Source organism: Thermus igniterrae ATCC 700962 (genome assembly GCF_000376265.1).
GTDB classification, from domain to species: Bacteria; Deinococcota; Deinococci; order Deinococcales; family Thermaceae; genus Thermus; species Thermus igniterrae.
Genome location: NZ_AQWU01000065.1, coordinates 1 through 25,939, shown reverse-complemented (window position 1 = coordinate 25,939; position 25,939 = coordinate 1). Strand labels below are relative to the sequence as shown.

Below are 25,939 nucleotides of genomic sequence, written 5' to 3'. Positions count from 1 at the left end.
AGGTCCGATATGGAGATCTTCTTCCAACTTTTCTGGCTCTTCTTCATCCTCTCCGCCCTCACCCCTTACCTGCAACAGCAGATGCTCCTGGGGGCCCGGGCCCGCAAGATCGCCGAGCTGGAGCGCAAGCGGAAAAGCCGGGTCATCACCCTCATCCACCGCCAGGAGGCGGTGAGCTTCCTGGGCATCCCCATCAGCCGCTTCATCAACATTGACGACTCCGAGCAGGTGCTCAGGGCCATCCGCCTCACGGACAAAAACATGCCCATTGACCTGGTCCTCCACACCCCAGGAGGGCTGGTCCTGGCGGCGGAGCAGATCGCCGAGGCCCTGCTGCGCCACCCGGCCAAGGTCACGGTCTTCGTGCCCCACTACGCCATGTCCGGGGGCACCCTGATCGCCCTGGCCGCGGACGAGATCGTCATGGACGAGAACGCGGTGCTGGGCCCCGTGGACCCCCAGCTGGGCCAGTACCCGGCGGCCAGCATCCTGAAGGTATTGGAGAAAAAGCCCCTCTCCGAGGTGGACGACCAGACCCTGATCCTGGCGGATATGGCCGAGAAGGCCCTGAAGCAGGTGAAGGCCACGGTGAAAAACCTCCTCCTGAAGCGCATGCCCGAGGAGAAGGCGGAGGAGGTGGCCACCCTGCTCTCCCAGGGCACCTGGACCCACGACTACCCCATTGACGTGGCCCAGGCCCGGGCCCTGGGGCTACCGGTGAGCACGGAGATGCCCCTGGAGGTCTACGAGCTCATGGACCTCTACCCCCAGGCCCAGGGAGGCAAGCCCAGCGTGCAGTACGTACCCCTCCCCTACCGCCAGGAACCCCGGAGGGGCTAGGTGTTCCCCCTCTACGACCTGAACCACGCCCGCCGCCCGGCCCTGGTGGTGAAGGGGCTGGTGCTCCTGAACGCCCTGGCCTTCCTCTGGGAGCTGGCCGCGGGCCCCGAGGCGGTGGTGGCGGCCTATGGCTTTGTCCCCGCCCTCTTCTTCCAGGACCCCCTGGGGGAGGGGTACCGCCTCCTCTCCAGCATGTTCCTCCACGGAGGGCTTTTCCACATTCTCTCCAACATGTGGTTCCTCTGGGTCTTCGGGGACAACGTGGAGGACCGCATGGGGCACGGGCGCTTCCTCCTCTTCTACCTCCTGGGCGGGGTGGCCGCCGCCGTGGCCCAGGGGCTTTCCGCCCCGGGGAGCCAGGTCCCCATGATTGGGGCCAGCGGGGCGGTCTCCGCGGTCTTGGGGGCCTACTACGCCCTCTTCCCCCGGGCCTACGTGGTCTCCCTGGTCTTCTTCGTCTTCCCCTTCTTCGTCACCTTCCCCGCGGGCTTCTACCTGGGCTACTGGGCCTTCCTCCAGCTCCTCCAGGGGCTTCTGGGCCTGCCCGGGGTGGCCTGGTGGGCCCACCTGGGCGGGTTCCTCTTCGGGGTCCTGCTGGCCCGCCGCTTTGCCCCCCGCTGGCGGCGCTGGTAGACTCTTGCCCATGAGGGTAGCCGAGCTGATGACCAAGGACCCCGACACCATCGGGCCCGAGGCCACCCTCGAGGAGGCCGCCCAGCGCATCCTGGACAAGCGCTACGGCAGCCTTCCCGTGGTGGACCGGGAAGGGCACCTCCTGGGGCTTTTGCAGGTGGAGGAGCTCCTGCCCCGCCCCGAGAACGTGCCCTTCTCCGACGTGGAGGCCCTCCAGCTTTTTGGGGAGTGGGTGGACGGGAACTTCCTGGAAAGCATCTACCGCCGCTACCAGAAGACCCCAGTGAAGGCGGTGATGCGCACGGACATCCCCCGGGTCCACCCCGAGGACCCCGTGGGGAAGGCCCTGGAGGTCCTCCTCTCCAGCGAGGTCCGGCACCTGCCGGTGGTGGACGAGCACAACCGGGTGGTGGGCATCCTCACCCGTAGCGACTTCCTCAAGCTCATCCTGCGGAGGGGCTGATGCACGGAGCCGGGCACATCCTGGAGGTCTTCTACCTCCTCCTGGCGGCCCAGGTGATGGCCTTCCTCTTCCGGAGGCTGAACCAGCCGGTGGTGATCGGGGAGGTGCTCTCGGGCATCCTGGTGGGGCCCGCCCTCCTGGGGCTGGTGCACGAGGGGGAGATTCTGGAGTTTCTGGCCGAGCTCGGGGCCATCTTTCTCCTCTTCATGGTGGGCCTGGAGACTAGGCTTCGGGACATCCTGGCCGTGGGCAAGGAGGCCTTCCTGGTGGCGGTGCTGGGGGTGGCCTTCCCCTTCGTGGGAGGCTACCTCTTTGGCGTACAAATAGGCTTCGCCACCCTGCCCTCCCTCTTCCTGGGCACCGCCTTGGTGGCCACCAGCGTGGGCATCACCGCCCGGGTGCTCCAGGAGCTCGGCGTCCTCTCCCGCCCCTACGCCCGCATCATCCTGGGGGCGGCGGTCATTGACGACGTCCTGGGCCTCATCGTCTTGGCGGTGGTCAACGGGGTGGCCAAGACGGGCCAGGTGGAAACCGGGGCCATCCTGGAGCTCATCCTCCTCTCCATAGCCTTCGTGGGCCTGGCGGTGGCCCTCTCCCCCCTCTTCGCCCGGCTCCCCCTGGAGAGGCTCCCCGTGGGCAGCCCCGTGGGCTTCGCCCTGGCCCTGGGGGTGGGCATGGCCGCCCTGGCCGCTTCCATCGGCCTCGCCCCCATCGTGGGGGCCTTTTTGGGGGGGATGCTCCTTTCCGAGGTGCGGGAGAAGTACCGCCTGGAGGAGCCCATCTTCGCCATAGAGGGCTTTTTGGCCCCCATCTTCTTCGCCATGGTGGGGGTGCGGCTGGAACTGGCCGCCCTCCTCTCCCCGGCCACCCTGGTGGCGGGAAGCGTGGTCACGGTCATCGCCATCCTGGGCAAGGTGGTGGGGGGCTTCCTGGGGTCCCTGACCCAGGGGGTGCGCTCCGCCCTCACCGTGGGGGTGGGCATGGCCCCCCGGGGGGAGGTGGGGCTGATCGTGGCCGCCCTAGGCCTGGCCGCGGGGGCGGTGAACGAGGAGGAGTACGCCATCGTCCTCTTCATGGTGGTCTTCACCACCCTCTTCGCCCCCTTCGCCCTGAAGCCCCTCATCGCCTGGACCGAACGGGGTCTGCGGGCGGCTAAGGGGGAGTAGCCCGGTAGGCGGCGTAGGCGGAGAGCACCTTGGCCAGGTACTCCCGGGGTTCGTCCCTTTCCTGGAAGCGCAGGAAGGGGTAAAGCCCCCCCTCGCGGGCCATGCCCCGGGTGGTGTAGCCGATACCGCCGTTGTAGGCGGTGAGGGCGCAGGCCAGCGCCTCCACCCCCTCCAGGCCCAAGGCCCGGCAGCGCTCCAGGAGCCAGCGCAGGTAGCGGGCGGCATAGCGGATGCTGGCCTCGGGGTCAAAGGGGTCGGCGGGGGGTTCCCCCAGCATGCGGGCCACGTCCGCCCAGGTGCTCCGGAGGAACTGGCCCAGGCCCAGGGCCCCCGTGGGGCTCACCGCCCGGGGGTCAAAGCGGCTTTCCACGTGGAGGAGGGCGAAGAGGAGGTGGGGGTCCAGGCCCTCCCGCTGGGCGTACCCCTCCACCCAGGCCCGGTAGGCCCGGGGGTAGGCCAGGGCGCTGGGCCAGGCGGCGCGGATGCCTTCCCGGTAGGCCCCCAGGGCGTAGAGAAGGGGCACCAGGGCAGGCCAGTCCTGGGGGTGTTGCCAGAGGGCGTAGCGCACCACCCCCCGGGCCCAGACCTCCTTCCCCCCCCGGGCCAGGGCCTCCGCCAGGGGGGCCTCGAGGGGAAGGGGGGCCGCGGGCGGGGGCGAGGGCGGCTCGGGAGCCTTACCCACCAGGAGGCCAAGCCCCCCCTGGAGCCGGACCCAGGCCTCCACCCGCTTCGCCTCCAGGCCCAGGTCCCCCGCCAGGAGGTAGGCCCGCAGGGCGGCGTCGTCGGCGTAGGGGCTTTCCCCCTGGGCAAGCTCCAGGTAAAGGTCCAGGGCCTCCCGCTTTAGGCCCTGCCTTTCCAGAAGGGCCGTGGCCCGCCAAAGCCCCTCGGGGGTGCTCCCGCGGTAGGCGGCCACCGCTTCCAGGACCCGGCCCATCTCCTCCAGGAGCCTCCCCTGGGCGTAGCGGCTTTCCGGGTGGGGGTAGCGGGCCAAGGCGGCCAGGGCCTCCTCCCGCCGCCCCAGGCGCCAGAGGGCATACCCCAGGCCCAAATACCCCCGGGGGTCCTCCCCGGCCCAGGCCTGGTAGAAGGGAAGGGCCTCCCGGTACCACCCCAGGCGGTAGAGGGCCTGGGCCCGCAGGTCGGGGCGTGCCCCCGGAGGGAGGGCCTCCAGAAGAGCCCCGTAGGCCTGGCCCCGGAAGAGGGCCTCCCAGAGCCTTTCCCCTTCCCGAAGCCGCCTCAGGGCCGCCACCGCCTCCGGCTCCGGGAGGAGCCTTTGCCAGGCGGAAAAGGCCCGGGGGTCTTGGACAGCCTCCAAGAGGGGGGCCGCCCGGCGCCAGGCCTCCCTGGCCTCCCAACCCGGCTCAAAGGCCCGCACCCCTTCCAGGAAGAGGGCGTAGCGCCAGGCGTACTCCGCCCGCTCCGCCAGGGGCACCTCCTCCTGGTCCACCAAGAACCAGCCCGCCAGCATGCGGGCATACCCCTCCCCGGAGAGGGCCACCTGGCGCACCGCCTCCACCCTGCCCCCCTCCAGGGTGGCGAAGGGCTCGGGAAGCCCCCCTGCCCGGCAGGCGGAGAGGAGGAGAAAAAGCCCCAGGCACCCCATGCGGAAAAGCCCCACGCCCCCACCCTACCCCGGCTTCCTGAGAGGCGCACAAGAGGCCAATCCTTACCGCGCCGGAAGCCCCCTAGCGCACCCCCCGGGGAGGGGCGTAGCCTGGTAAAGCTTATGGGCTATCCGGAAGGGCGTATTCCCCCCCACAGCCTCGAGGCCGAGCAGAGCGTGCTCGGGGCCATCCTCCTGGACTCCGACATCCTGGATGAACTGGAAGGCCTCCTCCCCTCCCCCGAGGCCTTCTACGCCGAGGCCCACCGCAAGATCTACGGCGCCATGCAGAACCTCCGGGCCCAGGGCAAGCCTGTGGACCTGGTCACCCTCTCGGAGGAGCTCTCCCGCCGCGGGGAGCTGGAGGGGGTGGGAGGGGTGAGCTACCTGGTGCAGCTCTCCGAGGCCACGCCCACCGCCGCCTACGCCGAGCACTACGCCCGCATCGTGGCGGAGAAGTGGACCCTGAGGCGGCTCATCCAGGCCGCGGGCGAGGCCATGCGTCTGGCCTATGAGGAGGCGGGAAGCCTGGACGAGATCCTGGACAGCGCCGGCAAGCGCATCCTGGAGGTGGCCCTCACCCAGACGGAGACCGAGGCCCGGGCCATGCGGGAGCTGGTCCACGAGACCTTTGAGCACATCGAGGCCCTCTTCCAGAACAAGGGGGAGGTGGCCGGGGTGCGCACGGGCTTCAAGGAGCTGGACGGGCTCATCGGCACCCTGGCCCCCGGCTCCCTGAACATCATCGCCGCCCGGCCCGCCATGGGTAAGACCGCCTTCGCCCTCACCATCGCCCAGCACGCGGCCCTGAAGGAGGGGGTGGGGGTGGGCATCTACTCCCTGGAGATGCCCGCGGCCCAGCTCACCCTGCGGATGATGTGCTCCGAGGCCCGCATAGACATGAACCGGGTCCGCCTGGGCCAGCTCACCGACCGGGACTTCTCCCGGCTGGTGGACGTGGCCAGCCGCCTGTCCGAGGCCCCCATCTACATTGACGACACCCCGGACCTCACCCTGATGGAGCTCAGGGCCCGGGCCCGCCGCCTGAGGAGCCAGCACGCGGTGGGCCTGATTATTATAGACTACCTACAGCTAATGTCCGGCCCCGGGGCAGGCAAGCAGGGGGAGAACCGCCAGCAGGAGATCGCCGCTATCTCTCGAGGTCTTAAGGCCCTGGCCCGAGAGCTCTCCATCCCCGTCATTGCCCTAAGCCAGCTTTCGCGGGCGGTGGAGGCCAGGCCCAACAAGCGGCCCATGCTCTCGGACCTGAGGGAATCGGGCTGCCTTACCGGGGACACCCTGGTGCAGCTGGGGGATGGCTCCCGGCAGCCCATCCGCAACCTGGTGGGAAAAAGCGGCTTTGAGGTGCTGGCCCTCGACGAGGCCACCCAGAAGCTGGTGCTGGCTCGGGTAAGCCGGGCCTTCTCCACCGGCGTAAAACCCGTCTTCGCCCTCACCACCAGGCTAGGACGCCACATTCGGGCAACGGCCAACCACAAATTCCTCACCGCACGGGGTTGGAAGCGGCTGGACGAGCTCACCGTAGGCGACTACCTGGCCCTGCCGCGGAAACTAATCCCCTCGCAGCAGCAGACGCTCGGGGAAGAAGAGCTGGCCCTGTTGGGCCACCTGATCGGGGACGGTTGCCTCCTGCCCCGCCACGCCCTGCAGTACACCACCCGGGAGCCTGACCTGGCGCAAACCGTGGTCAGCTTGGCCCAAGCGGTGTTCGGTGAGGCCATCACCCCCAGGATCAAGCCCGAGCGAGGTTGGTTCCAGGTCTACCTGAGCGCTAGGGAAAGGCTTGGGCCGGGTAGGCGCAATCCGGTAGCGGCATGGCTCGAGGCCCTGGGTATATGGGGTCTGCGCTCCCATGAGAAACGGGTTCCTGAAAGGGTGTTTACCCAACCCGCCCCCGCCATCGCCCGCTTTCTACGGCATCTTTGGTCCACAGATGGTTGCGTCCACCTACAGCAAGGCGGTGCCTCCTACCCCCGGGTCTATTTCGCCACCAGTAGCCAGCAACTGGCCTTGGACGTGCAGACCCTTTTGCTGTACCTGGGCATCAACTCCCGGATCAAACGCCTTCCGCAAAAGGGCAAGGGGCGCGACCAGTTCCACGTCATCGTCAGCGGCCGCTCCGACCTGCTGCGTTTTGTTCGCGAGATTGGCGCCGTAGGGAGCCGCAGGCGCCAGGTTTTGGCCCAAGTGGAGGCTTACCTGGAAGCTCACCCAGAGAACACCAACCGGGACGTGATTCCCCGCGAGGCATGGTTGCCCCTGGCCCGGGCTGGCCTGGCCGTCTCAGGCCTTTCCCACCGGGAACTGTACCGGGCCATAGGCACCGCCTACTCGGGGGCAACCCTCTTCCGGCAGAACCTCGGTCGTGAACGTGCCCTCCAGGTGGCCAAGGCCCTGGACTGCCAGGCCCTAGAACACGTGGCCACGAGCGACATCTACTGGGACAAGGTGGTCTCCATTGAGGCGGCCGGGGAGGAGGAGGTCTTTGACCTCACGGTTCCCGGTCCCCACAACTTCGTGGCCAACAACATCATCGTGCACAACTCCATAGAGCAGGACGCGGACCTGGTGATGTTCATCTACCGGGACGAGTACTACAACCCCCACTCGGAAAAGGCGGGGGTGGCGGAGATCATCGTGGGCAAGCAGCGCAACGGCCCCACGGGCACGGTGGAGCTCCAGTTCCACGCCGCCCACGTGCGCTTCAACGACCTGGCCCGCGAGCCCTAGGAGCCGGCGAGGAGGGCCGCCGCCCCCTCGGAAAGCGCCCGCCGCAGGTCCTTATGCCCCAGAGAAAGCCCCAGGGAGAGGGCCTCGAGGTAGCTCTCCTCAATGAGCCCAAGCTCTATGGCAAGCACCTTTTCAAAGGCCTCCACCGCGCTGAAGACCTCGGGGCCCCGCAGGGCGGTGCGCATGTGCTCCAGGGAGAGTTCCTGCACGATGCCCATGGCGGGAACCATGGCCCTGGGGCCGATGCCCAGCCGGGCGTGCACCAGCCCGATGCGCCGCCGCCCCTCGGCGTAGACCCGGTCGTACACCCCGGAGAAAAGCCCCGCATACCAGCGGGCAAAGGTGCCGTAGAGGCGCTCCACCCTGCCGGGCACCGCGTGGAGGATCTCCGCCAGCTCCGGGTCCCGGCCCAGGTAGTCGTAGAAGGCCAGGGCCACCTCGGGGGCGATGGGGGTCATGACCTGGCCCAGCTCCTTGAGGAGGGCGGCATGGGCCTCGGTGAAGCCGGTGCGGCGCTTCAAGAGGGCAAGGAGGTCCCCGGGGTCCACGGGACAAATGTACCGCCAAACCCCGGGGGCGTCCAGGGGATGGCTACTCCGTGCTCACCCCCTGCTCCACCTGCTGGTTCACGGGTTCCACCATGCGGAAGTGAAGGGCGGGGTCCTCCAGGAGGGCCTCGAGGCGCCTGGCCTTCTCCTCCCGCTTGGCCTCCTTAAGGACCCGCAGGTAGGCGGAAAGGAGCTCCCGCACGTCCTCCACCCCCCTCCGGTCCAGGGGGCGCACGGCCACCTTGGCCCCCTTGGCCAGGCGGCGCCGCATGGCCTCCTCGGTGAGGCCCATCTCCGGCCAGTGGCGCAGGTAGACCCGCCCCCCGGTCATACCGGAGCAGATCCAGGGCCCGGGGTCCCCCAGGACCAGGGCCCGGCCCCGGGTCATGTACTCAAAGGCGAAGCCCTTGGCCTGGGCCCGGGCCGCCAGGTTGCCCAGGTCGTCCCGCAGGGGCCGGTCGGGCTCCCCGCCCAGGATCACGTCGGCCCCGGAAAGCCGGATGCAGAAGCGGCTGTCCGCCATGCCCTCCACGATGAGGAGGCCGCCGATGGCCCCGTAGGCGAAGCTCTTGCCCACGGAGCCGTCCACGTAGGCCCCGTAGGGGTTCTTGCCCTTGAGCACCGCCACCAGGCCGCCGAAGGCGCTCTTGGCCACCCCGTCCTGGGCCCCGCCCTCCACCACCACCCGCATCCCGTCCACGTTGAAGGCGGCAAGGCCGTTGCCGGCGATGCTCCCCGCGTCAAAGCGGAGCTCCACCTCCGCATCAAAGCCCTTGCCGTAAAGCCGCCTCCGGGCAATCTCCCCCGCCAGGTGGGCCCCCAGGGCCCGGTCGGTGGAGTTCACCGGCCCCTCCTGGAAGACCAGCCTCCGCCCGCCCTCGGCGTAGGCCCCCATGACCACCTCGGTGATGGTGCGGGTGAGCTGGTTCAGGGGCTTCCTGAGCACGTGGGCCGAGGTATCCTTGAGCCACTCGGGCTCCTCCACGGGCTGGAAGAAGTAGCTGAGGTCCAGTTCCTCCAGGTGGTCCCGCTGGTAGAGGAGGTCCGCACGGCCCCTGAGCTCCCGCAAGGAGCGGGCCCCCAACGCGGCCACCAGCTCCCGCAGGGCCTCGGCCTTGGCCTCAAAGAAGCGGGTGAGGTGCTCCACCGCCCGCTCCAGGTCCTGGGGGACGAAGCGCTTGAGGCCGTGGGCCAGGGCCTCCTCCACCGTCTCAATCTGGGTGGTGATGCCCACGTGGCAGGTGTCCAGCTGGCAACCGCGGCAGATGGTGCAGCCGATGGCCACCATGGCCATGGTGGCCATGCCCACCCGGTCGGCCCCCAGGAGGACCATGCGCAGCACATCGTAGGCGGTCTTGAGGCCCCCGTCGGCCCAGAGCTCCACCCTATCCCGCAGGCCCGCCCGCACCAGGGCCCGGTGGGCCCGGCGCACCCCGATCTCCACGGGCAGGCCCGCGTACTTGAGGGCGTGGAGCCTGGCCGCTCCCGTGCCCCCCTCAAAGCCCGAAAGGGTGATGACGTCGGCCCCGGCCTTGGCGATGCCCACGGCGATGGTGCCGATCCCCGGAATGACCGGCACCTTCACCGAGACCAGGGCCTTGGGGTTCACCGTCTTCAGCTCCTCAATGAGCTGGGCCAGGTCCTCAATGGAGTAGAGGTCGTGGTTGTTGGAGGGGCTGATGAGGTCCACCCCGGGGACGGCGTTGCGGGCGGCGGCCACCTTGGGGCTCACCTTCTTCCCCGGCAGGTGCCCTCCCTCCCCGGGCTTGGCCCCCTGGCCGATCTTGATCTCAATGACGCTGGCGGCGTTGAGCATGTAGGCGTGGACGCCGAAGCGGCCCGAGGCCACCTGCTGGCCCCGCCAGTGGGTGTACTTGCCCAGGAGGTCGGGGATCTCCCCGCCCTCTCCGTTCACGCAGAGCATGTTGAGGCGCCTGGCCGCCTCCACATAGGCGCGGAAGGAGGCCTCCCCCTGGGAGCCGAAGCTCATGGCGCTGATGAGGAAGGGCAGGGAGTGGCCGCCCACGGAGAGGTCCACCTCCTCGGGGGCCACCTCGCTCCGTTCGGGGAAGCGCACCTCCAAAAGCTGCCGGGCCGCCACCGGGCTTTCCCGCTCCAGGGAGCGCACCTTCTCCTGGAAGTGACTGTAGGGGGCCTGGCCGCTGGCCACCTCCTGGGCCGCCTTGTAAATCCTGGGGTTGAAGCGGAAGTCCTTGGCGGGCAGGACCTTTTCCGCCCTCAAAAAGCCCTCCCGCTCCAGGAGGGTGCGCTCCAGCTCCAAGAAGCCGTAGCCCGCCGCCTCGGAGCCCAGGAAGTTGCGGGTGCCGAAGTATTCGGCCAGCTCGGGCTTGAGGCCGATGGCGCTGAAGATGCGCCCGTAGCCCCTGAGCTCGTGGATGCCCATGGTGGAGATGACCTTCTCCAGGCCCTTGCGCAGGGCCTCGAGGGCGTTGGCCACCCCCTTCCTCCCCTCCAGGGCCCGGGCCTTCTCCTCCAGAAGCCAGGGGGCCACCGCCTCCGCCCCCAGGCCCAGGAGGAAGGCCACATCGTGGAGGTTGCGCACCCCCCCAGAGTGGACCAGTAAGGAGGTGCGCCGCCTGAGGGCCACCCCCTCGGCGTCCTTTTGCAGGAGGGCCCGGTTCACCGCGGCCACCGCCAGGCCGATGTCAATCCAGATGCCCCCCTGGAAGGCCTCGCGGTCGGAGAGGATGAGGACCTCCGCCCCCTCGGCCACCGCCCGCACCGCCTCGGCCTCCAGGCGCTTGAGCCCTGCCAAAAGCCCCTCTTCCACCGTGAACTGGGGCACCAGGGTGTGGGTGCGGAAGCGGGCCCTCACCTCCTCCAGGGTCAGGGTGCCAAAGGCCTCCGCCAGCCCCGGGTCCGTCTCCAGCACGATGGGCAGGAGGAGCTCCTCCACCCTGCCCCCGCCCCGGCCGTCGGGCAAGGGGCGGCGGCCCAGGAGGGTGCGGGTGGAGAAGTGCTCAATCTCCCGCTCCCGGTCAATGGCGGGGTTGGTCACCACCGCCACCGTCTCCTTGAAGAACTCCGCCAGGTTGGGCTTCTCCGGGTTCAGGGCCGCCAGGGGGCCGTCGTAGCCCAGGGAGCCGATGGGCTCGTTGCCGGTCTTGGCCAGGGCCTCCAGGTAGGCGGCGTCCCAGCGGTCCCAGCCGTAGGCCCGCTCCAGACCCAGGGGGGGCGGGGCGGGGCGCTCCTCCACCTGGGCCTCGCTCCCCCCGGCCACGGGGGGCGGGGCCTGGCGAAGGGGCCCCGCCAGGTGCACCCGGTACCCCTCCACCGGGGTGCGGGCGGCCAGGCGCTCCAGCACCAGGCGCTGGTGGCGGTCAAAGGGCAGGACCTTGGCCCCTTCCGGGGTCAGGCGCAAGTAGACCTTCTCCCCCGGGGCCAGGGGCTTGGGCTCGCTCACAAACTCCTCGGCGCTGAACACCCCCCGCTCGGAGGAGAAGACGATCTCGTAGGGGGTCTCAAACTGCCAGAGGGGGCGCAGGCCCATGGCGTCGGTGGCGAAGACGGCCTCGTCCCGGTGGCGGCTCACGATGGCCGCAGGCCCCTGGGCCAGGGGGCCAAAGCGCTGGCGCAGGGCCATGTAGAGGTCCTGAAGCTCGGGGGGCAGGCCCTTGATCTCCCCCAGGATGGGGGGGAAGACCAGGTCCATGGCCTCGGGCAGGGTGAGGCCGTAGCGGTAGATGAGCCCCTCCAGCATGCGGTTGAGGTCCTGGGAGTCCGACCCCCCGGTGCGGGGGATGCCCAGGTAGTCCAGCTCCCGCCGCAGGCGCTCAATGGTGTTGATCTCCCCGTTGTGGCCCAGAAGGCCAAAGGGCTGCACCTGCTCAAAGGTGGAGAGGGTGTTGGTGGAGTAGCGGTTGTGCCCCAGGGCGATGGTGCTCTTGAACTCCGGGCGGGAGAGCTCGGGGTAGTAGCGCTTCAAAAGCTCTGCCGCCCCCCGCACCTTGTAGACCACGCTGTAGGTGGAGAGGGAGACCACGTGGACGGGGAACTGGGCCTCCAGCCTGAGGCCAAGCTCCCAGAGGGGCCCATCCCCATCCGGGGAAAGCCCCGCCACCTGGAGGAAAAGGGGCTCGGTGCGCCGCCCCACCGGGCCCAAGACCTCGTTCACCACCTCGCCCCGGCGGAAGAGGACCGGCCTTACCCCCAGGGCCTGGCCCTCCTGCTTGAGGAGGGCGTAAAACTCCTCCACCCGGTCCTCCGCGCTTTTGGGCAGGAAGAAGTGGCCCACGAAGAAGCGGGGGTTGAAGGCCAGCTCGGGCTCGAGGCCCGCCGCCTCCAGAAAGTGGGCCCAAAGCTCCCGGGGGATGTCGGTCTGGATGCCCGTGCCATCGCCCTCTCCCCGGATGGCCCCCGCTCGGTGGGCCATGCGGTAGAGGCTCTCCAGGGTACGCCGCACGATGCGGTGGGAGGGCTTGCCGCTCTTCTCCGCCATGGCGATGATGCCACAGGCGTCCTGGCCTAGGGGGATATCCGGGTAGGCTTCCTTCCAGGTCATCTTGGGGCTCCTTCTTGGGCAAGGGGTTCGGGTGTAGGCAAAGATATGCGCGTCGTTCCCCGGATTATACACGCCCCTCCCGGGAGGGTCAAGGCGCTTGGGAAAGAAGGCACTTATCCCTCAGGGTTTTTATGAAAAACATCCAGAAAAAGCGGCAGGGCCTCCCCGCGCCGTTCCTGTTCCCTAAGGGCCTCCTCAAAGGCCTGGGGATCCATGAGGAGCTGGGGGAGGCGCAACCAGCCCAGGTAGTACTCCCCCGCCTGCCCGGGATACCGCAGGCGGGCCCGCTCCTCGGGGAAGAGGAGGGCCTCAAAGGCCAGGGGGGAGGCCAGGTAGGGGGCGTCCTTGGCCCGCTTGAGGAAGTCCCTGAGCCGCAGGGGGTTGGTCCAGAAACCGTAGCGCAGGCGCTGGTCCAGGCTCTCCAGGGCCTGCCATGCCCCTTCCCGGGCCACCCGGCGGGCGAGCTCCAGCCGCTTGAGGCGCAGGCGGGCGTACTGGCCCAGGGAGAGGATCTCTCGGGAAAGCCCCAGGGCCACCAGGAGCCTCGAGGCCACCACGTAGTCCTGATACTCCCGGTAGGGGTCCACAAGGAGAGCTTGCCACGCCCCAGCGGGTAGGATGGTGCCATGGACCGCAAGGCCTGGGTGCTTAAGGCCGTGGAGGCCCTCCGCTTCGCCAGCCTCAAGGAGATCCAGCGCTACCTGGACGAGGAGGGGGAGCCCTTCGCCAAAAAGGAGCTGGAGGACACCCTAAAGGCCCTGGTGCAGGAGGGAAGGCTGGAGGAGAAGGAGGGCACCTACCGCCTGGCCCGCAAAAAAGGAGGCGCGGAGGCCTTTGAAAAGCTCTTCGGGGACGCCTCCTAACGGGAGTAGTTGGGGGCCTCCTTGATGACTACCACGTCGTGGGGGTGGCTTTCAATGAGGCCGGCCATGGTCATGCGCACGAAGCGGGCCTTCTGGCGGAAGGTCTCAATGTCGGGGGCCCCCACGTAGCCCATGGCGCTCCGCAGGCCTCCCACAATCTGGTAGAGGACGTCGGCCACCGGGCCCTTGTAGGGCACCATGCCCTCTATGCCCTCGGGCACCAGCTTCTTGGCCTCGGTCTCGCCGCCCCGGCCCGGGTCCTGGAAGTAGCGGTCGGCCGAGCCCTGCTTCATGGCCCCCAGGGAGCCCATCCCCCGGTAGAGCTTGTAGCGGCGCCCGTCCTTGAGGACCTCCTCCCCCGGGGCTTCATCCGTGCCCGCCAGCATGCTCCCCAGCATCACCGTGTGGGCCCCGGCGGCCAGGGCCTTGGCCACATCCCCCGTGTACTTGATACCCCCGTCGGCGATGATGGGCACGTCCAGGCCGGCCACCCCGGCCACGGCCTCGAGGATGGCGGAGATCTGGGGCACCCCCACCCCGGTCACCACCCGGGTGGTGCAGATGGAGCCGGGGCCAATGCCCACCTTCACCGCGTCCGCCCCGCGCTCGGCCAGGGCCCTGGCCCCCTCCCGGGTGGCCACGTTCCCGGCGATGACCTCCACCCTGTCCCCGAAGCGCTCCTTGAGGTAGGAGAGGGCCTCGAGGATCCCCTTGGAATGGCCGTGGGCCGAGTCCAGCACCAAAACGTCCACCCCCGCTTCCACCAGGGCCTCGGCCCGCTCGGGGAGGTCCTTGCTGGCCCCCACCGCCGCCCCCACCAGAAGCCGGCCCATGGCGTCCTTGGCCGCGTTGGGGTACTGCTTGCGCTTCACGATGTCCTTCAGGGTGAGAAGCCCGCGAAGCCGCCCCTCCTCGTCCACCAGGGGGAGCTTCTCCACCTTGTGCCGCCTCAGGATCTCCTCCGCCTCCTCTAAGGTGGTGCCCGGGGGAGCGGTGATGAGGCGCTCCCGGGGGGTCATGACCTCGGTGACGGGCCGCCTCAGGTCCCGCTCAAAGCGCAGGTCGCGGTTGGTGACCAGGCCCAGAAGCCGCCCGTAGAGGTCCACCACCGGAAGCCCCCCGATGCGGTACTCCCGCAGGAGGCGCTCGGCGTCCTCCAGGGTGGCCGTGGGGGGCAGGGTGACGGGGTCTTGGACCATGCCCGCCTCGGAGCGCTTCACCCGGCGCACCATGGCCGCCTGGGCCTCCACGCTCAGGTTCTTGTGGATGACCCCAAGCCCCCCCTCCCGGGCCATGGCGATGGCCATCTCCGCCTCGGTCACGGTGTCCATGGCCGCGGAGAGGATGGGGATGTTGAGCCAAAGCCTTTTGGTGAGCCTGGTCCTCACGGAAACTTCCCGGGGCAGCACCTCGGAGTACCCAGGTAGGAGGAGCACGTCGTCAAAGGTGAGGCCCTCGTAGAGGATCTTCCCCTCGTACATGTTCCCCAGGGTATACGGTCCCGGGGTCTTCGGTCCAGGGGGAAAGGGGCATTCTGGTGCCAAGGAAACCCCCCGGGGGCAAAAAGAAAACCCCGGGCGCCTACCCGGGGTTTTGCCCTTTGTGGTGGGCGGCGTAGGACTTGAACCTACGACCTCTCGCGTGTGAGGCGAGCGCTCTTCCGCTGAGCTAGCCGCCCCCGGCCTTACGAAGGGTAGCACGGGGCGGCGAGGCCTGTCAAGCAAGGGCCTTGACCTTCCCCTGACACGGGCGGGGCTAGACTTAGGGCGTGGCCACGGTGCTCCTGGTGGAGGACGAACCCGCGGTACGCCTGGGGGTGCGCCTGGCCCTGGAACGGGCCGGGCACCGGGTCCTCGAGGCCCCCACGGCCGAGGCCGCCTGGCCCCTCCTAAAGGAGGCGGAGGCGGTGCTGCTGGACTGGATGCTCCCCGACGAGCCCGGCATCCGGCTCCTGGAGCGCATGCGCCAGGGACCCTACCCCGACCTGCCGGTGCTCATGCTCACCGCCCGGGCCGAGGTGCGGGACCGGGTGGAGGGCCTGCGGGAGGGGGCGGACGACTACCTGGTGAAGCCCTTCGCCACCGAGGAACTCCTGGCCCGCCTCGAGGCCCTCCTGCGCCGCACGGGCCGGCGCAAGCTCCTCAAAAGAGGCCCCCTCCTCCTGGACCTGGAGCGCATGGAGGCCAGCCTGGAGGGCCGGCCCCTCCCCCTCACCCGGCGGGAGTTTGAGCTTCTGGCCTTCCTGGCCCAGCGGCCCGGCCGGGTCTACTCCCGGGAGGCCCTTCTGGAGGCGGTGTGGGGCCAGGACTACCTGGGCACCCCCAGGACCGTGGACCAGCACATCCTCCAGCTACGGGAGAAGCTGGGCGAGGACCCCAGGGCCCCGCGCTTCCTGGAAACGGTCCGGGGCCTGGGCTACCGCTTCCGGGGGGAAGGGTGAGGGAGCTCCTGGCCGAGGCCTGGGAGGAGGCCCTGGAGGGGTTTTTGCTCCACCAGGACCGCCACGTGCTCTACCTGAACCGAAGGGCGGCGGAACTCCTGGAGGTGGCCCGGGAGAAGGTGGTGGGCCGCCCCCTCCTCCTGGCCCTGCGGGACCACCGCCTCGAGGCCTTGGCCCTCCACGGGGGGGAGCGGCTCCTGGAGGTCAGGGGGCGCCTCCTCCGGGCCAGGGCCCTGCCCGGGCGGCTCTACCTCCTGGACGAGACCGAGGGGCAAAAGCGCCTCCAGGCCCTGGAGGAGGCCACCCAGGTCCTGGCCCACGAGCTCCGCACCCCCCTGGCGGGCATGGGCCCCCTGCTGGAGGCCCTCACCCCCCGGACACCCCAGGAAAAGGAGGTCCTGGACCTCCTCAAGGGGGAGGTGGCCCGCCTCATCCGCCTGGTGCGGGACCTCTCCTTCAGCGAACCCGGCCCCAAGCGGCCCGTGGTCCTGGCCGAGCTCTGGCCCCGCCTGGCCCGGCTTCTGGAGGAACGCCTGGCGGGGCGCCAGGTGCACGTAGAACTCCCCCACACCGTCTTGGCCAACCCCGAGGCCCTTTTCCAGATCCTCCTCAACCTCCTGGACAACGCCCTCAAGTACGGCCAGGACCCCATCCGCCTGGTCTCCCGCCAGGAGGGGGGGTTCCTCCACCTGGAGGTGCGCGACCACGGGGAGGCGCTCCCCGACTACGAGCGCCTCTTCCTCCCCCGCCACCGCGGCTTCCAGGGGGGCACGGGGCAGGGGCTTGGCCTCTACCTGGTCCGCCGCCTGGCCCGCGGCCAGGGGGGGGAGGCCTACGCCCGCCGGGAAGGGGGGGAAAACGTCTTTGGCGTCCTCCTTCCCCTACACTAGAGCAAGGAGGCAGCATGCGCGAAGCCCTGGACAAAGCCCTGAACGAGCTGGTGGAGGAAAGCCTGAGGATGCTCTCCCTGGTGCGGCAGATGACCCAGGAGGCCACAGAAGCCCTGGTGGAGGCCAATGGGGCCAAGGCGGAAGGGGTCATCGCCACCGACAAAGAGGTGGACGCCCTGGAGCTGAAGATTGAAAACCAGGCCATCACCCTCATCGCCCGCCACCAGCCGGTGGCCTCCGACCTCCGCCTCATCTTCACCGTCATCAAGGCCCTCACCGACCTGGAGCGGGCGGGGGACTACGCCATGCACGTGGCGGAGGACGCCCTTTTGCTCAGCAAGGAACCCCCCCTGAAGCGCTACGTCACCCTGCCCGAGATGGGCAAGAAGCTTCTGGAGATGATGGACGTCCTGGCCAAGGCCGTGGCCGAGCGGGACGCCAGCCTGGCCCGCAGGGTGCTGGAGCTGGACGACCAGGTGGACGGCCTCTACGAGGAGATCACCCGGGAGCTCATCACCTACATGATGGAGGACGCCCGCACCCTCACCAAGGCCCTGACCCTGATGCGGGTGGCCCGGAGCTACGAACGCCTGGGGGACCACCTGGAAAACGTGGCCGAACGGGTCATCTACTGGCTGACCGGGGAGGTCTACAAGGCCCCCGAGGACGTCTACTGATGGGAAGGAAGGGCCTAACCCCCGAGGAGCGGAAGGCCCTGAAGGCCCGCATCCAGGAGGAGAAGGAGGCCCAGGGGGAAAAGGCGGTGCTGGACCAGGTGGCGGGGTGGCCCGAGCCGGAGCGTGCCCTGGCCCTTGGCCTCCACGCCCTTATCCGCCAGGAGGCCCCGGAGCTCACCCCCCGGCTCTGGTACGGCATGCCGGCCTATGCCCGGGAGGGCCAGGTCCTCTGCTTCCTCCAGCCCGCCCACAAGTTCAAGACCCGCTACGCCACCTTCGGCTTCACCGACCAGGCCCGCCTGGACCAGGGGGAGATGTGGCCGGTGGCCTTCGCCTTGAAGAACCTGGGCCCGGAGGAGGAGGAGGCCCTAAGGGGGCTTCTCCGCCGGGCCCTGGGCAAGGCCTAGTCGGCCTCCACCTCCTCCATCGCCTGCCGGCGGCCCGCTTTCCACTCCAGGCCGGCCCAGATGAGGTCCAGGAGGTCCCCGTCCAGGACGTTCTGGGGGTCAAAGCGCATGAGGCCCGTGCGGTGGTCCTTCACATACTGCTTGTCCAGCACGTAGCTGCGGATCTGGCTTCCCCACTCAATGGGCCGCACCTCGCCCCGGAGCTTGCGGAGCTCCTCCTGCTTCTTCCGCCACTCCAGCTCGTAAAGCCGGGAGCGGAGCACCTTCATGGCCAGCTCCTTGTTCTTGATCTGGCTGCGGGTGGTCTGGCAGGTAACGGTGATGCCCGTGGGCAGGTGGACGATGCGCACCGCGCTGTCCGTGGTGTTCACCCCCTGGCCCCCGTGCCCCTGGGAGCGGAAGACGTCAATGCGGAGCTCCTCGGGGCGGATCACCACCTCCACGGTGTCGTCCACCTCGGGCATCACCTCCACCCCGGCGAAGGAGGTGTGGCGGCGGCCGGAGGCGTCAAAGGGGGAGGGGCGCACCAGGCGGTGCACCCCGGCCTCCGGGGAAAGGAGGCCATAGGCGTTCTCCCCCCGGACGATCACCTGGGCGTAGTCAATCCCCGCCTCGGCTCCAGGGGTCAGGTCCACCACCTCCACCTGGAAGCCCTGGCGCTCGGCGAAGCGGGTGTACATGCGCAAGAGCATCTCCGCCCAGTCGCAGGCCTCCGTGCCCCCGGCCCCGGGCTGGATGGTGAGGATGGCGTTCTTCTCCGCGTGGGGGAAGGAGAGGAGGGTCTCGTGGTAGAGGTCCTCCAGCCGCCGGCTGGCCTCCTCCAGCTCGGGCCTAAGGGCCTCGCGTTCCTCGGCAGGGAACTCCTGCCAAAGCTCCAGGAGGCCCTGGAGGTCCCCCTCCAGGGAGCGGAAGGTGTCCACGCTCCGCCTTAGGCGGGCCGCCTCCTGGCTCACCCTGCGGGCCTCCTCGGGGTTCTGCCAGAGGGCGGGGTCTTCCAAGCGCTTTTCCAGTTCGGCTAAACGGGCTTCCTTACCGGGGATGTCAAAGATACCCCCGGAGGCTGTCCAGGCGCTTCACGAGCAGGTCCAGGTCCATACCTTTCCCAGTATAGCGGGCCTTCACCGATGTCTCAAGGCCATTTGACATGGATGGAAGCAGATTTTATGATAGTTAAGGAGGTGGCGTATGGACCTGAAGGACCTGGCCCACGAGCTCCGCGTGCAGCACCCCCAGGGGCTGGTGGGGGAACGCGAGGAACTGGTCACCCTCCTCATGCAAAGGGGCTACGGCCATCCCGAGGCCGTGCGGCTCGCCGAGGCCCTGGAGGCGCAGGGCTACGCCCATTTCCTGCCGGGAGCGCAAAACCGCTGGGTCTTCACCTCCAAACCCCTGGACCTGCGGGGCCTAATGCGGGCCCTGGACCAGGAGTACCGGGAGTTCGTGGGAGAGGGGGATGAAGAGGAGGAAGCGGTCCTCTTCCTTGCGGCTCGCCTGGAGGGGGACCGGGCTGTGGCCCGGGAGGTGCTGGAGGCCCTCCGCCTGGCAGGGTACGTGGAAAGCGCCTACAGCCCCGAGCTGGACCGTAACCGCCTCGTCTTCCGCTTCCCCGAGGCCCTGCGCCTCTTCGGCTAATCCGCCGCCAGGGCCAAGGACGCCTCTTCCAGGCCCACCCGGGCCCCAAGGGCCTGGAGGCGGGCCTCGAGGTCCTCGTAGCCCCGTTCCAGGAAGTACACCCCTTCGATCTCCGAGACCCCTTCCGCGGCCAGGGCGGCCACCACCAGCCCTCCGCCCGCGCGGATGTCCAGGGCCTTCACCTGGGCCCCGTGCAGGCGCTTGCCGTTCACCAGGAGGGTGCGGTCCCGCAGGTAGAGCTCTGCCCCCATGCGGGCCAGCTCCCCCACGTGGGTGAAGCGGTCGGGGTAGACCCGGTCCACGATGGCGCTCTGACCGGGCACCGTGGCCAGGTAGGCGGTGACGATGGGCTGGAGGTCCGTGGGGAAGCCGGGGTATTCCCGGGCCTCCACATGGAAGGGCTGGGGCTGGGGGGTGGCCGCCAGGCGCACCCAGTCGGCCCCCACCTCCAGGCGGTGCCCCGCCTGGTGAAGCTTGTCCAAGAGGGCGTCCAGGTGGTCGGGGCGGACCCCGGTGAGGGTGAGGGAGCCCCGGGTGGCAGCGGCCGCCAAGAGGTAGGTGCCCGCTTCAATCCGGTCAGGGATGATGCGGTAGGTGCCGCCCCCCAGGCGCCTCGCCCCCCGCACGTGGAGGATGGCGCTACCCAGGCCCCGCACCTCCACCCCCAGCATGGCCAAGAAGCGGCCGAGGTCCTCCACCTCAGGCTCCATGGCCGCCTGGACCAAGGTGGCCTCGCCCCCCAAGGCCACGGCCAGCATGGCCTGCTCCGTTCCCCCCACGGTGGGTAGGTCAAAGACCACCCGCCCGGAAAGGGGGCGGACCCGGCGGGCGTAAAAGCTCCCCTCCTCCTCCACCACCTCGGCCCCCAGGGCCTTAAGGGCCTTCACGTGCTGGTCCACGGGGCGGGCCCCGAAGGCGCACCCCCCGGGCAGGGAGATCCGCCCCTCCCCCACCCGGGCCAGCAGGGCCCCCCAGACGATGAAGCTGGCCCGCATCTGCCCCACCAGCTCGTAGGGGGCATGGGTGCTCCGGATCTCCGGGGTGTGGAGGTGGAGGGTGCGTCCCTCCCACTGGTAGCGGGTGCCCAGGTGGGCCAGAAGCTCCAGCATCACCTCCACGTCCCGAAGCCGGGGAACCTCGAGGAGGGTGATGGGCTCGGCGGTGAGGAGGCTGGCCGCCAGGATGGGCAGGGCGGCGTTCTTGGCCGGGTAAACCCGGAGCTCGCCGGAAAGGGGCGTACCCCCTTCAATCCGCAGAATGCGCCGCCCCGTATCCGTGAGCATCATACACACCTTACTCAAGGTGAGGATATACAGGCTGGTTCACATTGTCAAGGCCATGCGCCCTTTGCTACACTGATCCCCAAGGAGCGGTATGCCCAAGAAGGAGAAGAAGCGGCTGCAGGTGGTCATCTCCGAGGAGCAGGACGCCCTCCTCACCCGGGCGGCCTACGAGCTCTCCAGCCCCGAGCGGCTGGTCTCCAAGTCGGAGGTGGTGCGCCTGGCCATCGCCAAGATTGTGCAGGAGTTGCAGGAGGGGAAGAAGGACCTGGCCGAACTCCTGAAGCAACTGGAGCCGGAAGAATAGAATGACCGGCGTGGTCCTGGCCGGGCGGTACCGCCTCGAGGCCCCCCTGGGCTCCGGGGGCATGGCTGAGGTCTACCGAGCGGTGGACGAGCGGCTTGGGCGCAGGGTGGCGGTGAAGCTCCTCCACCCCCGGGCCCTGCCCCCGGAAAGGGAGCGGTTTTTCCTGGAGGTGCGGGCCCTTTCCCGCCTCTTCCACCCGGGTATCGTCCAGGTGCTGGACCTGGGGGAGGAGGAGGGCCGGCCCTACTTCGTCATGGAGCTGGTGGAGGGGGGCACCTTTGACCGCCTGGGCCCCTTTGAGGAAGGCCCCGAGGGGGACCGCATCCTGGAGGCCGCGGCCCAGGTGATGGAGGCCCTGGCCCACCTCCACGCCCAGGGCATCCTCCACCGGGACCTTACCCCCAAGAACATCCTCCTCACCCGGGAGGGCCACCCCAAGGTAATGGACTTCGGCCTGGCCTACCTCCTGCAGGAAAGCCGCCACCTCACCCGCACCGGCTACACCCTGGGCACCCCCGCCTACATGGCCCCCGAGCAGGCCAAGGGCCTGCCCCTCACCCCCAAGGCCGACCTCTACAGCCTGGGGGCGGTCCTCTACCGCACCCTGACCGGCAAGCCCCCCTTTGAAGGGGAGAACGACCAGGCCGTGCTCTTCCAGCACGTCTACGAACCCCCCAAGCCCCCGGAGGCCCTGAACCCCGCCGTGCCCAAGGGGGTGGGGGAAGCGGTCTTAGCCCTCCTGGCCAAGCACCCCGAGGAGCGGCCCTCCCACCCTAGCCTCTTCAAAAGCGTCCTCCAGGACTTCCAGGCCCTGCGCCTGGCCACCCCGCGGGCGGGGGCCAGCCGCAGCGGCCACTACCCCTATGCCCCCGACCCCCGGCGGCTCACCCTCAAGGGCCGGCTGGACCTGGGGGGCGATGCCCCCTGGCCGGGGGAGATGGCCTTCGCCGGGGGCCGGGTCTACCTGGGCGTGGGGCGGGGCTTGGTGGAGGTGGACCTCCTCACGGGGGAGGTGCGCCGGGAGACCCTGCCTGAGGAGGTCACCGCCCCCCCGGTGGTGAGGGGCGGGGTGTACGTGGGGTGCTGGGACGGGAAGGTACGGCGCCTGCGCGGGCACCTCCTGGAGTGGAGCGCGGAGACGGGGGCGGAGATCACCGCCGCCCCCCTGGTGCTGGGGCCAAGGGTCTACGTGGCCAGCCGGGACGGGGCCCTCTACGCCTACGAGAAGGACCGCCTCCTCTTCCGCTTCCAGGCCGGGGGGCACCTCTCGGCCACCCCCACCTTCTACCGGGGCCTCCTCCTCCTGGGGTCGGAGGACGGCTGGCTCTACGCCCTGGACCCGGGCACGGGAGCCCTGCGCTACAAGGTAAAGACGGGCCCCATCCACGCCCCGGTGGCCGCCCACAAGGGGCTCCTCTTCATCCCCACCTGGGAGGGGGAGGTCTACGCCTTTGACCCCCTGAGCCGGGAGACCCTGTGGAACGTGGCCCTGGAAGGGGAGGCCTGGGGCGGAATGGCCCTGGACGAGGAAAGGGTCTACGTGGCCGCCTGGGACGGGATCCTCAGGGCCCTGGACCAGGCCACGGGGGAGGAAGTGTGGAGCCTGGAGGTGGGCCGGGTAACCGCAGGACTCTCCTACGCCGGAGGGCATGTCTACCTGGCCACGGAGGAAGGCCGCTTCCTGGCGGTGGACCGCCGGGGCCAGGTGGCCTTTGAGGCCACAGGCCTAGGGGCGGTGCAGGTCCCCCCCCTGCCCCTGCCCCAGGAGGTGCTGGTGGTCAACCTCCACGGGCGGCTTTACCGCTTTGGCGTAGGATGAGGGCCATGGAAGCGGTGCGCACCCCCAAAGCCCCCCAGGCCATCGGCCCCTATTCCCAGGCGGTGCGGGCCCAAGGGCTCCTCTTCGTCTCCGGGCAGATTCCCTTAACCCCTGAGGGCACGCTGGTGGAGGGGGACATCCGTGCCCAGACCGAGCGGGTGATGGAGAACCTCAAGGCCATCCTGGAGGCCGCGGGCTCCAGTCTGGCCAAGGTGGTCCAGACCACCTGCTTCCTGGCGGACATGGAGGACTTTCCCGCCTTCAACGAGATCTACGCCCGCTACTTCCAGCCCCCCTACCCGGCCCGGGCCACGGTGGCGGTGAAGGCCCTGCCCCGAGGGGTGCGGGTGGAGGTAGCCTGCATCGCCCTGGCGGAATAATGCCCTTTGGCAAAAAAGCGTAGAATGGCGGCATGACGGAAGCGCAGGCAAGCCAGGCGGCCGAGCTCCTCCACCGCTTCCGGGCAGGGGACGTGCGGGCCCTGGCCCGGGCCCTCACCCTGGTGGAGTCGGGCCACCCCCTGGGCCAGGAACTCCTCAAGCGCCTTAGGGGCCAGGGCCAGGCCAAGGTGGTGGGGATCACGGGAAGCCCGGGGGCGGGCAAGAGCACCCTCACCGACCGGCTCATCCTCGAGGCCCGCAAACGGGGGGAGCGGGTGGGGGTCCTGGCCGTGGACCCCAGCAGCCCCTTCACCGGGGGGGCCATCCTGGGGGACCGCATCCGCATGATGCGCCACCACCAGGACCCCGGGGTCTTCATCCGCTCCATGGCCTCCCGGGGGGCCCTGGGGGGTCTGGCCGGGGCCACGGTGGCCGCCCTAAGCCTCCTGGAGGCCTTCGGCTTTGACCGCATCTTCGTGGAGACCGTGGGGGTGGGCCAGAGCGAGGTGGACATTGCCCGGGTGGCGGACACCACCCTCCTCGTCCTCACCCCGGCGGCAGGGGATGCCGTCCAGGCCTTCAAGGCCGGGGTCATGGAGATCGCCGACCTCTTCGCCGTGAACAAGTTTGACCTTCCGGGTGGGGAAAGGATCATCCAGGAGTTAAAAAGCGCCCTGGAGCTCTCCCCTCCCCGACCCGGGGGCTGGCGCCCCCCCATCTTCCCCACGGTGGCCGCCACCGGGGAGGGGGTGGAGGCCCTCTTTGAGGGCCTCGAGGCCCATCACCGGCATCTCCTGGCCCACGGCCTCCTGGAGGCCCACCGCCTGGAGCGGGCCCGCTTTGAGGTGGAAAGCGTCATCCAGGAGTGGGGGCGCCGGCGCACCCAGGAGGGGCAGGTCCTGATCGCCCAGGTGGCCCGGGGGGAGCTTTCCCCGGAGGAGGCCGCCCTGCGCCTCCTCCGGGATTGAACCGGGGCTAGGCGCCCGGGTCCTGGCTCCCCCCCGGGGGACGCCAGCGGACCAGGGCCTTGCGGAGCATCTCCCGCTCGTTGGGGTACGAAAGCCGCTCCAAAGCCTCCTTGACCGGGAGGAAGAAGGCGGCCTCCACCTCGGAAAGCTGGGGCCTGGGCTCCCCGCCCCGGTAGGCCATGAGGAAGTAGTGGACCTCCTTGCTGACCGTAACCGGCTCCTCCCCGTCCCGAACGGTGAAGTAGTAGCGCACCTTGCCCAAGGGGGAAAGCACCGCCGCCTCCACCCCGGTCTCCTCCCGCACCTCCCGCACCGCTGTTTCCGCGTAGCGCTCCCCGGACTCCACCTGGCCCTTGGGCAGGGTCACCACCCGTCCCCCCTTGAGGGAGACCACCAGCACCTCAGGCAGAGGGCCACGGAGGACCACTCCCCCCGCGGAGACCACCCGCTTCCTCGCCGTCCGGACCTGCCGCTTCCTCCGCACCCTGGCCGGCTCACCCCCTGGCAATAAAAAAGGGCGCCCGAAGGCGCCCCCAAAGGACCTTAAAAAGGGGAGCGCAGGGGTTTTTGACTCCTTAGAAAGGAGGTGATCCAGCCGCACCTTCCGGTACAGCTACCTTGTTACGACTTCGCCCCAGTCACGAGCCCTACCCTCGGCGCCTGCCCTAAGGCTCCCGGCGACTTCGGGTAGAACCCGCTCCCATGGCGTGACGGGCGGTGTGTACAAGGCCCGGGAACGTATTCACCGCGGCATGGCTGATCCGCGATTACTAGCGATTCCGGCTTCATGGGGTCGGGTTGCAGACCCCAATCCGAACTACGCCCACCTTTCCGCGATTCGCTCCCCGTCACCGGGTCGCAGCGCTCTGTAGTGGGCATTGTAGCACGTGTGTCGCCCAGGCCGTAAGGGCCATGATGACCAGACGTCGTCCCCGCCTTCCTCCTGCTTTCGCAGGCAGTCCCGTTAGAGTGCCCGGCCTCACCCGCTGGCAACTAACGGCAGGGGTTGCGCTCGTTGCGGGACTTAACCCAACATCTCACGACACGAGCTGACGACGGCCATGCAGCACCTGTGCTAGGGCTCCCTCGCGGGCACCCCAGGCTTTCACCCAGGTTCCCTAGCATGTCAAGGCCTGGTAAGGTTCTTCGCGTTGCTTCGAATTAAACCACATGCTCCACCGCTTGTGCGGGCCCCCGTCAATTCCTTTGAGTTTCAGCCTTGCGGCCGTACTCCCCAGGCGGCGCGCTTAACGCGTTGGCTTCGGCCCCCAGAAACCCCAGAGACCTAGCGCGCATCGTTTAGGGCGTGGACTACCCGGGTATCTAATCCGGTTTGCTCCCCACGCTTTCGCGCCTCAGCGTCACGAACGAGCCAGGTGGCTGCCTTCGCCATCGGCGTTCCTCCCGGTATCTGCGCATTTCACCGCTACTCCGGGAATTCCACCACCCCCTCCCGCCGTCTAGCCTGAGCGTATCCCACGCTCCCCCACGGTTGAGCCGTGGTCTTTCACATGGGACGCCCCAGACCGCCTACACGCCCTTTACGCCCAGTAAATCCGGGTAACGCTCGCNCCCTCCGTATTACCGCGGCTGCTGGCACGGAGTTGGCCGGNGCTATTACCTGGGTACCGTCATCCCCCTCATCAGGGCTTTCGTCCCCAGTTCAGGAGTTTACACCCCGAAGGGCTTCCTCCTCCAAGCGGCGTCGCTCCGTCAGACTTCCGTCCATTGCGGAAGATTCCTAACTGCT

At 69.2% G+C, this 25,939-nt stretch carries 23 protein-coding genes, 1 tRNA gene and 1 rRNA gene; 15 read left to right on the top strand and 10 right to left on the bottom strand.

Going from position 1 to position 25,939, the window contains the following annotated elements:
- Positions 1-9: 9 nt before the first annotated feature.
- From B128_RS0107525 to B128_RS0107510, 4 genes are read left to right on the top strand one after another with little or no spacing between them, the layout of a single operon-like run.
- Positions 10-840, top strand: a complete 831-nt coding sequence (locus B128_RS0107525; RefSeq protein WP_018111672.1) for an SDH family Clp fold serine proteinase — start codon at positions 10-12, stop codon at positions 838-840.
- Complete coding sequence (locus tag B128_RS0107520) at positions 841-1,473, top strand: rhomboid family intramembrane serine protease (protein ID WP_018111671.1); 633 nt, start codon at positions 841-843, stop codon at positions 1,471-1,473. It abuts the gene before it with no gap.
- Positions 1,474-1,483: 10 nt separating this feature from the next.
- The gene (locus B128_RS0107515; protein ID WP_026175108.1) at positions 1,484-1,936 is read left to right on the top strand and encodes a CBS domain-containing protein; all 453 of its coding nucleotides are present in this window, start codon (positions 1,484-1,486) and stop codon (positions 1,934-1,936) included.
- A complete protein-coding gene (locus B128_RS0107510) occupies positions 1,936-3,102 on the top strand; it encodes a cation:proton antiporter (RefSeq protein ID WP_018111669.1) in 1,167 nt (388 codons plus the stop codon). The genes B128_RS0107515 and B128_RS0107510 overlap by 1 nt, the downstream gene beginning before the upstream one ends.
- On the opposite strand, the gene B128_RS0107505 is transcribed toward B128_RS0107510, so the two are convergent.
- Positions 3,089-4,705 carry a transglycosylase SLT domain-containing protein gene (locus B128_RS0107505; protein ID WP_026175107.1) on the bottom strand — a complete coding sequence of 539 codons (1,617 nt, stop codon included), beginning with the start codon at positions 4,703-4,705 and terminating at the stop codon, positions 3,089-3,091. The genes B128_RS0107510 and B128_RS0107505 overlap by 14 nt on opposite strands.
- Before the next feature lie 123 nt (positions 4,706-4,828).
- Here B128_RS0107505 and B128_RS0107500 point away from each other — a divergent pair, with 123 nt between their 5' ends.
- Positions 4,829-7,456 carry a replicative DNA helicase gene (locus tag B128_RS0107500; protein ID WP_018111667.1) on the top strand — a complete coding sequence of 876 codons (2,628 nt, stop codon included), beginning with the start codon at positions 4,829-4,831 and terminating at the stop codon, positions 7,454-7,456.
- Here the strand turns inward: B128_RS0107500 and B128_RS0107495 are convergent.
- The 3 genes from B128_RS0107495 to B128_RS0107485 form a co-directional block, all read right to left on the bottom strand.
- On the bottom strand, positions 7,453-8,004 hold the full coding sequence (locus B128_RS0107495) for a protoglobin domain-containing protein (RefSeq protein ID WP_018111666.1): 552 nt from the start codon (positions 8,002-8,004) through the stop codon (positions 7,453-7,455). The two genes, B128_RS0107500 and B128_RS0107495, sit on opposite strands and share 4 nt — an antisense overlap.
- 43 nt (positions 8,005-8,047) lie before the next feature.
- The gene (locus B128_RS0107490) at positions 8,048-12,526 is read right to left on the bottom strand and encodes a glutamate synthase-related protein (RefSeq protein WP_018111665.1); all 4,479 of its coding nucleotides are present in this window, start codon (positions 12,524-12,526) and stop codon (positions 8,048-8,050) included.
- Between the two features lie 113 nt (positions 12,527-12,639).
- A complete protein-coding gene (locus tag B128_RS0107485; protein ID WP_018111664.1) occupies positions 12,640-13,113 on the bottom strand; it encodes a hypothetical protein in 474 nt (157 codons plus the stop codon).
- A 39-nt stretch (positions 13,114-13,152) separates the two neighbouring features.
- On the opposite strand from B128_RS0107485, the gene B128_RS0107480 reads away from it, so the two are divergent.
- Positions 13,153-13,389 carry a hypothetical protein gene (locus tag B128_RS0107480; RefSeq protein WP_018111663.1) on the top strand — a complete coding sequence of 79 codons (237 nt, stop codon included), beginning with the start codon at positions 13,153-13,155 and terminating at the stop codon, positions 13,387-13,389.
- On the opposite strand, the gene guaB is transcribed toward B128_RS0107480, so the two are convergent.
- Both guaB and B128_RS0107470 read right to left on the bottom strand, forming a co-directional pair.
- A complete protein-coding gene (gene guaB, locus B128_RS0107475; RefSeq protein ID WP_018111662.1) occupies positions 13,386-14,870 on the bottom strand; it encodes an IMP dehydrogenase in 1,485 nt (494 codons plus the stop codon). The two genes, B128_RS0107480 and guaB, sit on opposite strands and share 4 nt — an antisense overlap.
- A 122-nt stretch (positions 14,871-14,992) precedes the next feature.
- Positions 14,993-15,067: transfer RNA gene (locus tag B128_RS0107470), tRNA-Val, on the bottom strand.
- A 90-nt stretch (positions 15,068-15,157) separates the two neighbouring features.
- Here B128_RS0107470 and B128_RS0107465 point away from each other — a divergent pair.
- The 4 genes from B128_RS0107465 to B128_RS0107450 are packed head-to-tail and all read left to right on the top strand — an operon-like array spanning position 15,158 to position 17,803.
- Positions 15,158-15,829, top strand: a complete 672-nt coding sequence (locus B128_RS0107465; protein WP_018111661.1) for a response regulator transcription factor — start codon at positions 15,158-15,160, stop codon at positions 15,827-15,829.
- Entirely contained in the window at positions 15,826-16,719 is an 894-nt protein-coding gene (locus B128_RS0107460) for a sensor histidine kinase (protein WP_018111660.1), read from the top strand. Before B128_RS0107465 ends, B128_RS0107460 begins: the two co-directional genes overlap by 4 nt.
- Before the next feature lie 14 nt (positions 16,720-16,733).
- Complete coding sequence (phoU, locus tag B128_RS0107455; RefSeq protein WP_018111659.1) at positions 16,734-17,396, top strand: phosphate signaling complex protein PhoU; 663 nt, start codon at positions 16,734-16,736, stop codon at positions 17,394-17,396.
- The gene (locus tag B128_RS0107450; protein WP_018111658.1) at positions 17,396-17,803 is read left to right on the top strand and encodes an iron chaperone; all 408 of its coding nucleotides are present in this window, start codon (positions 17,396-17,398) and stop codon (positions 17,801-17,803) included. The genes phoU and B128_RS0107450 overlap by 1 nt, the downstream gene beginning before the upstream one ends.
- Here B128_RS0107450 and prfB read toward each other — a convergent pair.
- Positions 17,800-18,898, bottom strand: a protein-coding gene (gene prfB, locus B128_RS0107445) for a peptide chain release factor 2 (protein WP_156822405.1) whose coding sequence is annotated in 2 segments (ribosomal slippage) — positions 17,800-18,846 and positions 18,848-18,898 — 1,098 coding nt in all. Because the reading frame shifts where the segments join, the coding sequence is not laid out codon by codon here. The two genes, B128_RS0107450 and prfB, sit on opposite strands and share 4 nt — an antisense overlap.
- Before the next feature lie 90 nt (positions 18,899-18,988).
- Here prfB and B128_RS0107435 point away from each other — a divergent pair.
- Complete coding sequence (locus B128_RS0107435; RefSeq protein ID WP_018111656.1) at positions 18,989-19,435, top strand: hypothetical protein; 447 nt, start codon at positions 18,989-18,991, stop codon at positions 19,433-19,435.
- Here B128_RS0107435 and murA read toward each other — a convergent pair.
- Positions 19,432-20,721, bottom strand: coding sequence for a UDP-N-acetylglucosamine 1-carboxyvinyltransferase (gene murA / locus B128_RS0107430; protein ID WP_018111655.1), 1,290 nt, complete (start codon positions 20,719-20,721; stop codon positions 19,432-19,434). The two genes, B128_RS0107435 and murA, sit on opposite strands and share 4 nt — an antisense overlap.
- 88 nt (positions 20,722-20,809) lie before the next feature.
- Here murA and B128_RS0107425 point away from each other — a divergent pair, with 88 nt between their 5' ends.
- The 4 genes from B128_RS0107425 to meaB are packed head-to-tail and all read left to right on the top strand — an operon-like array spanning position 20,810 to position 24,189.
- A complete protein-coding gene (locus B128_RS0107425) occupies positions 20,810-21,022 on the top strand; it encodes a hypothetical protein (RefSeq protein WP_018111654.1) in 213 nt (70 codons plus the stop codon).
- Between the two features lies 1 nt (position 21,023).
- Positions 21,024-22,841 (top strand): protein kinase domain-containing protein, encoded by a 1,818-nt coding sequence (locus B128_RS0107420; protein WP_018111653.1) that lies wholly within the window; start codon positions 21,024-21,026, stop codon positions 22,839-22,841.
- Positions 22,842-22,846: 5 nt separating this feature from the next.
- Entirely contained in the window at positions 22,847-23,221 is a 375-nt protein-coding gene (locus B128_RS0107415; RefSeq protein WP_018111652.1) for a RidA family protein, read from the top strand.
- A gap of 32 nt (positions 23,222-23,253) precedes the next feature.
- The gene (meaB, locus tag B128_RS0107410) at positions 23,254-24,189 is read left to right on the top strand and encodes a methylmalonyl Co-A mutase-associated GTPase MeaB (protein WP_018111651.1); all 936 of its coding nucleotides are present in this window, start codon (positions 23,254-23,256) and stop codon (positions 24,187-24,189) included.
- Between the two features lie 7 nt (positions 24,190-24,196).
- On the opposite strand, the gene B128_RS0107405 is transcribed toward meaB, so the two are convergent.
- Positions 24,197-24,673 carry an NUDIX hydrolase gene (locus B128_RS0107405; RefSeq protein ID WP_026175105.1) on the bottom strand — a complete coding sequence of 159 codons (477 nt, stop codon included), beginning with the start codon at positions 24,671-24,673 and terminating at the stop codon, positions 24,197-24,199.
- A 95-nt stretch (positions 24,674-24,768) separates the two neighbouring features.
- Positions 24,769-25,939, bottom strand: a 16S ribosomal RNA gene (locus tag B128_RS0107400); the annotation flags it as partial.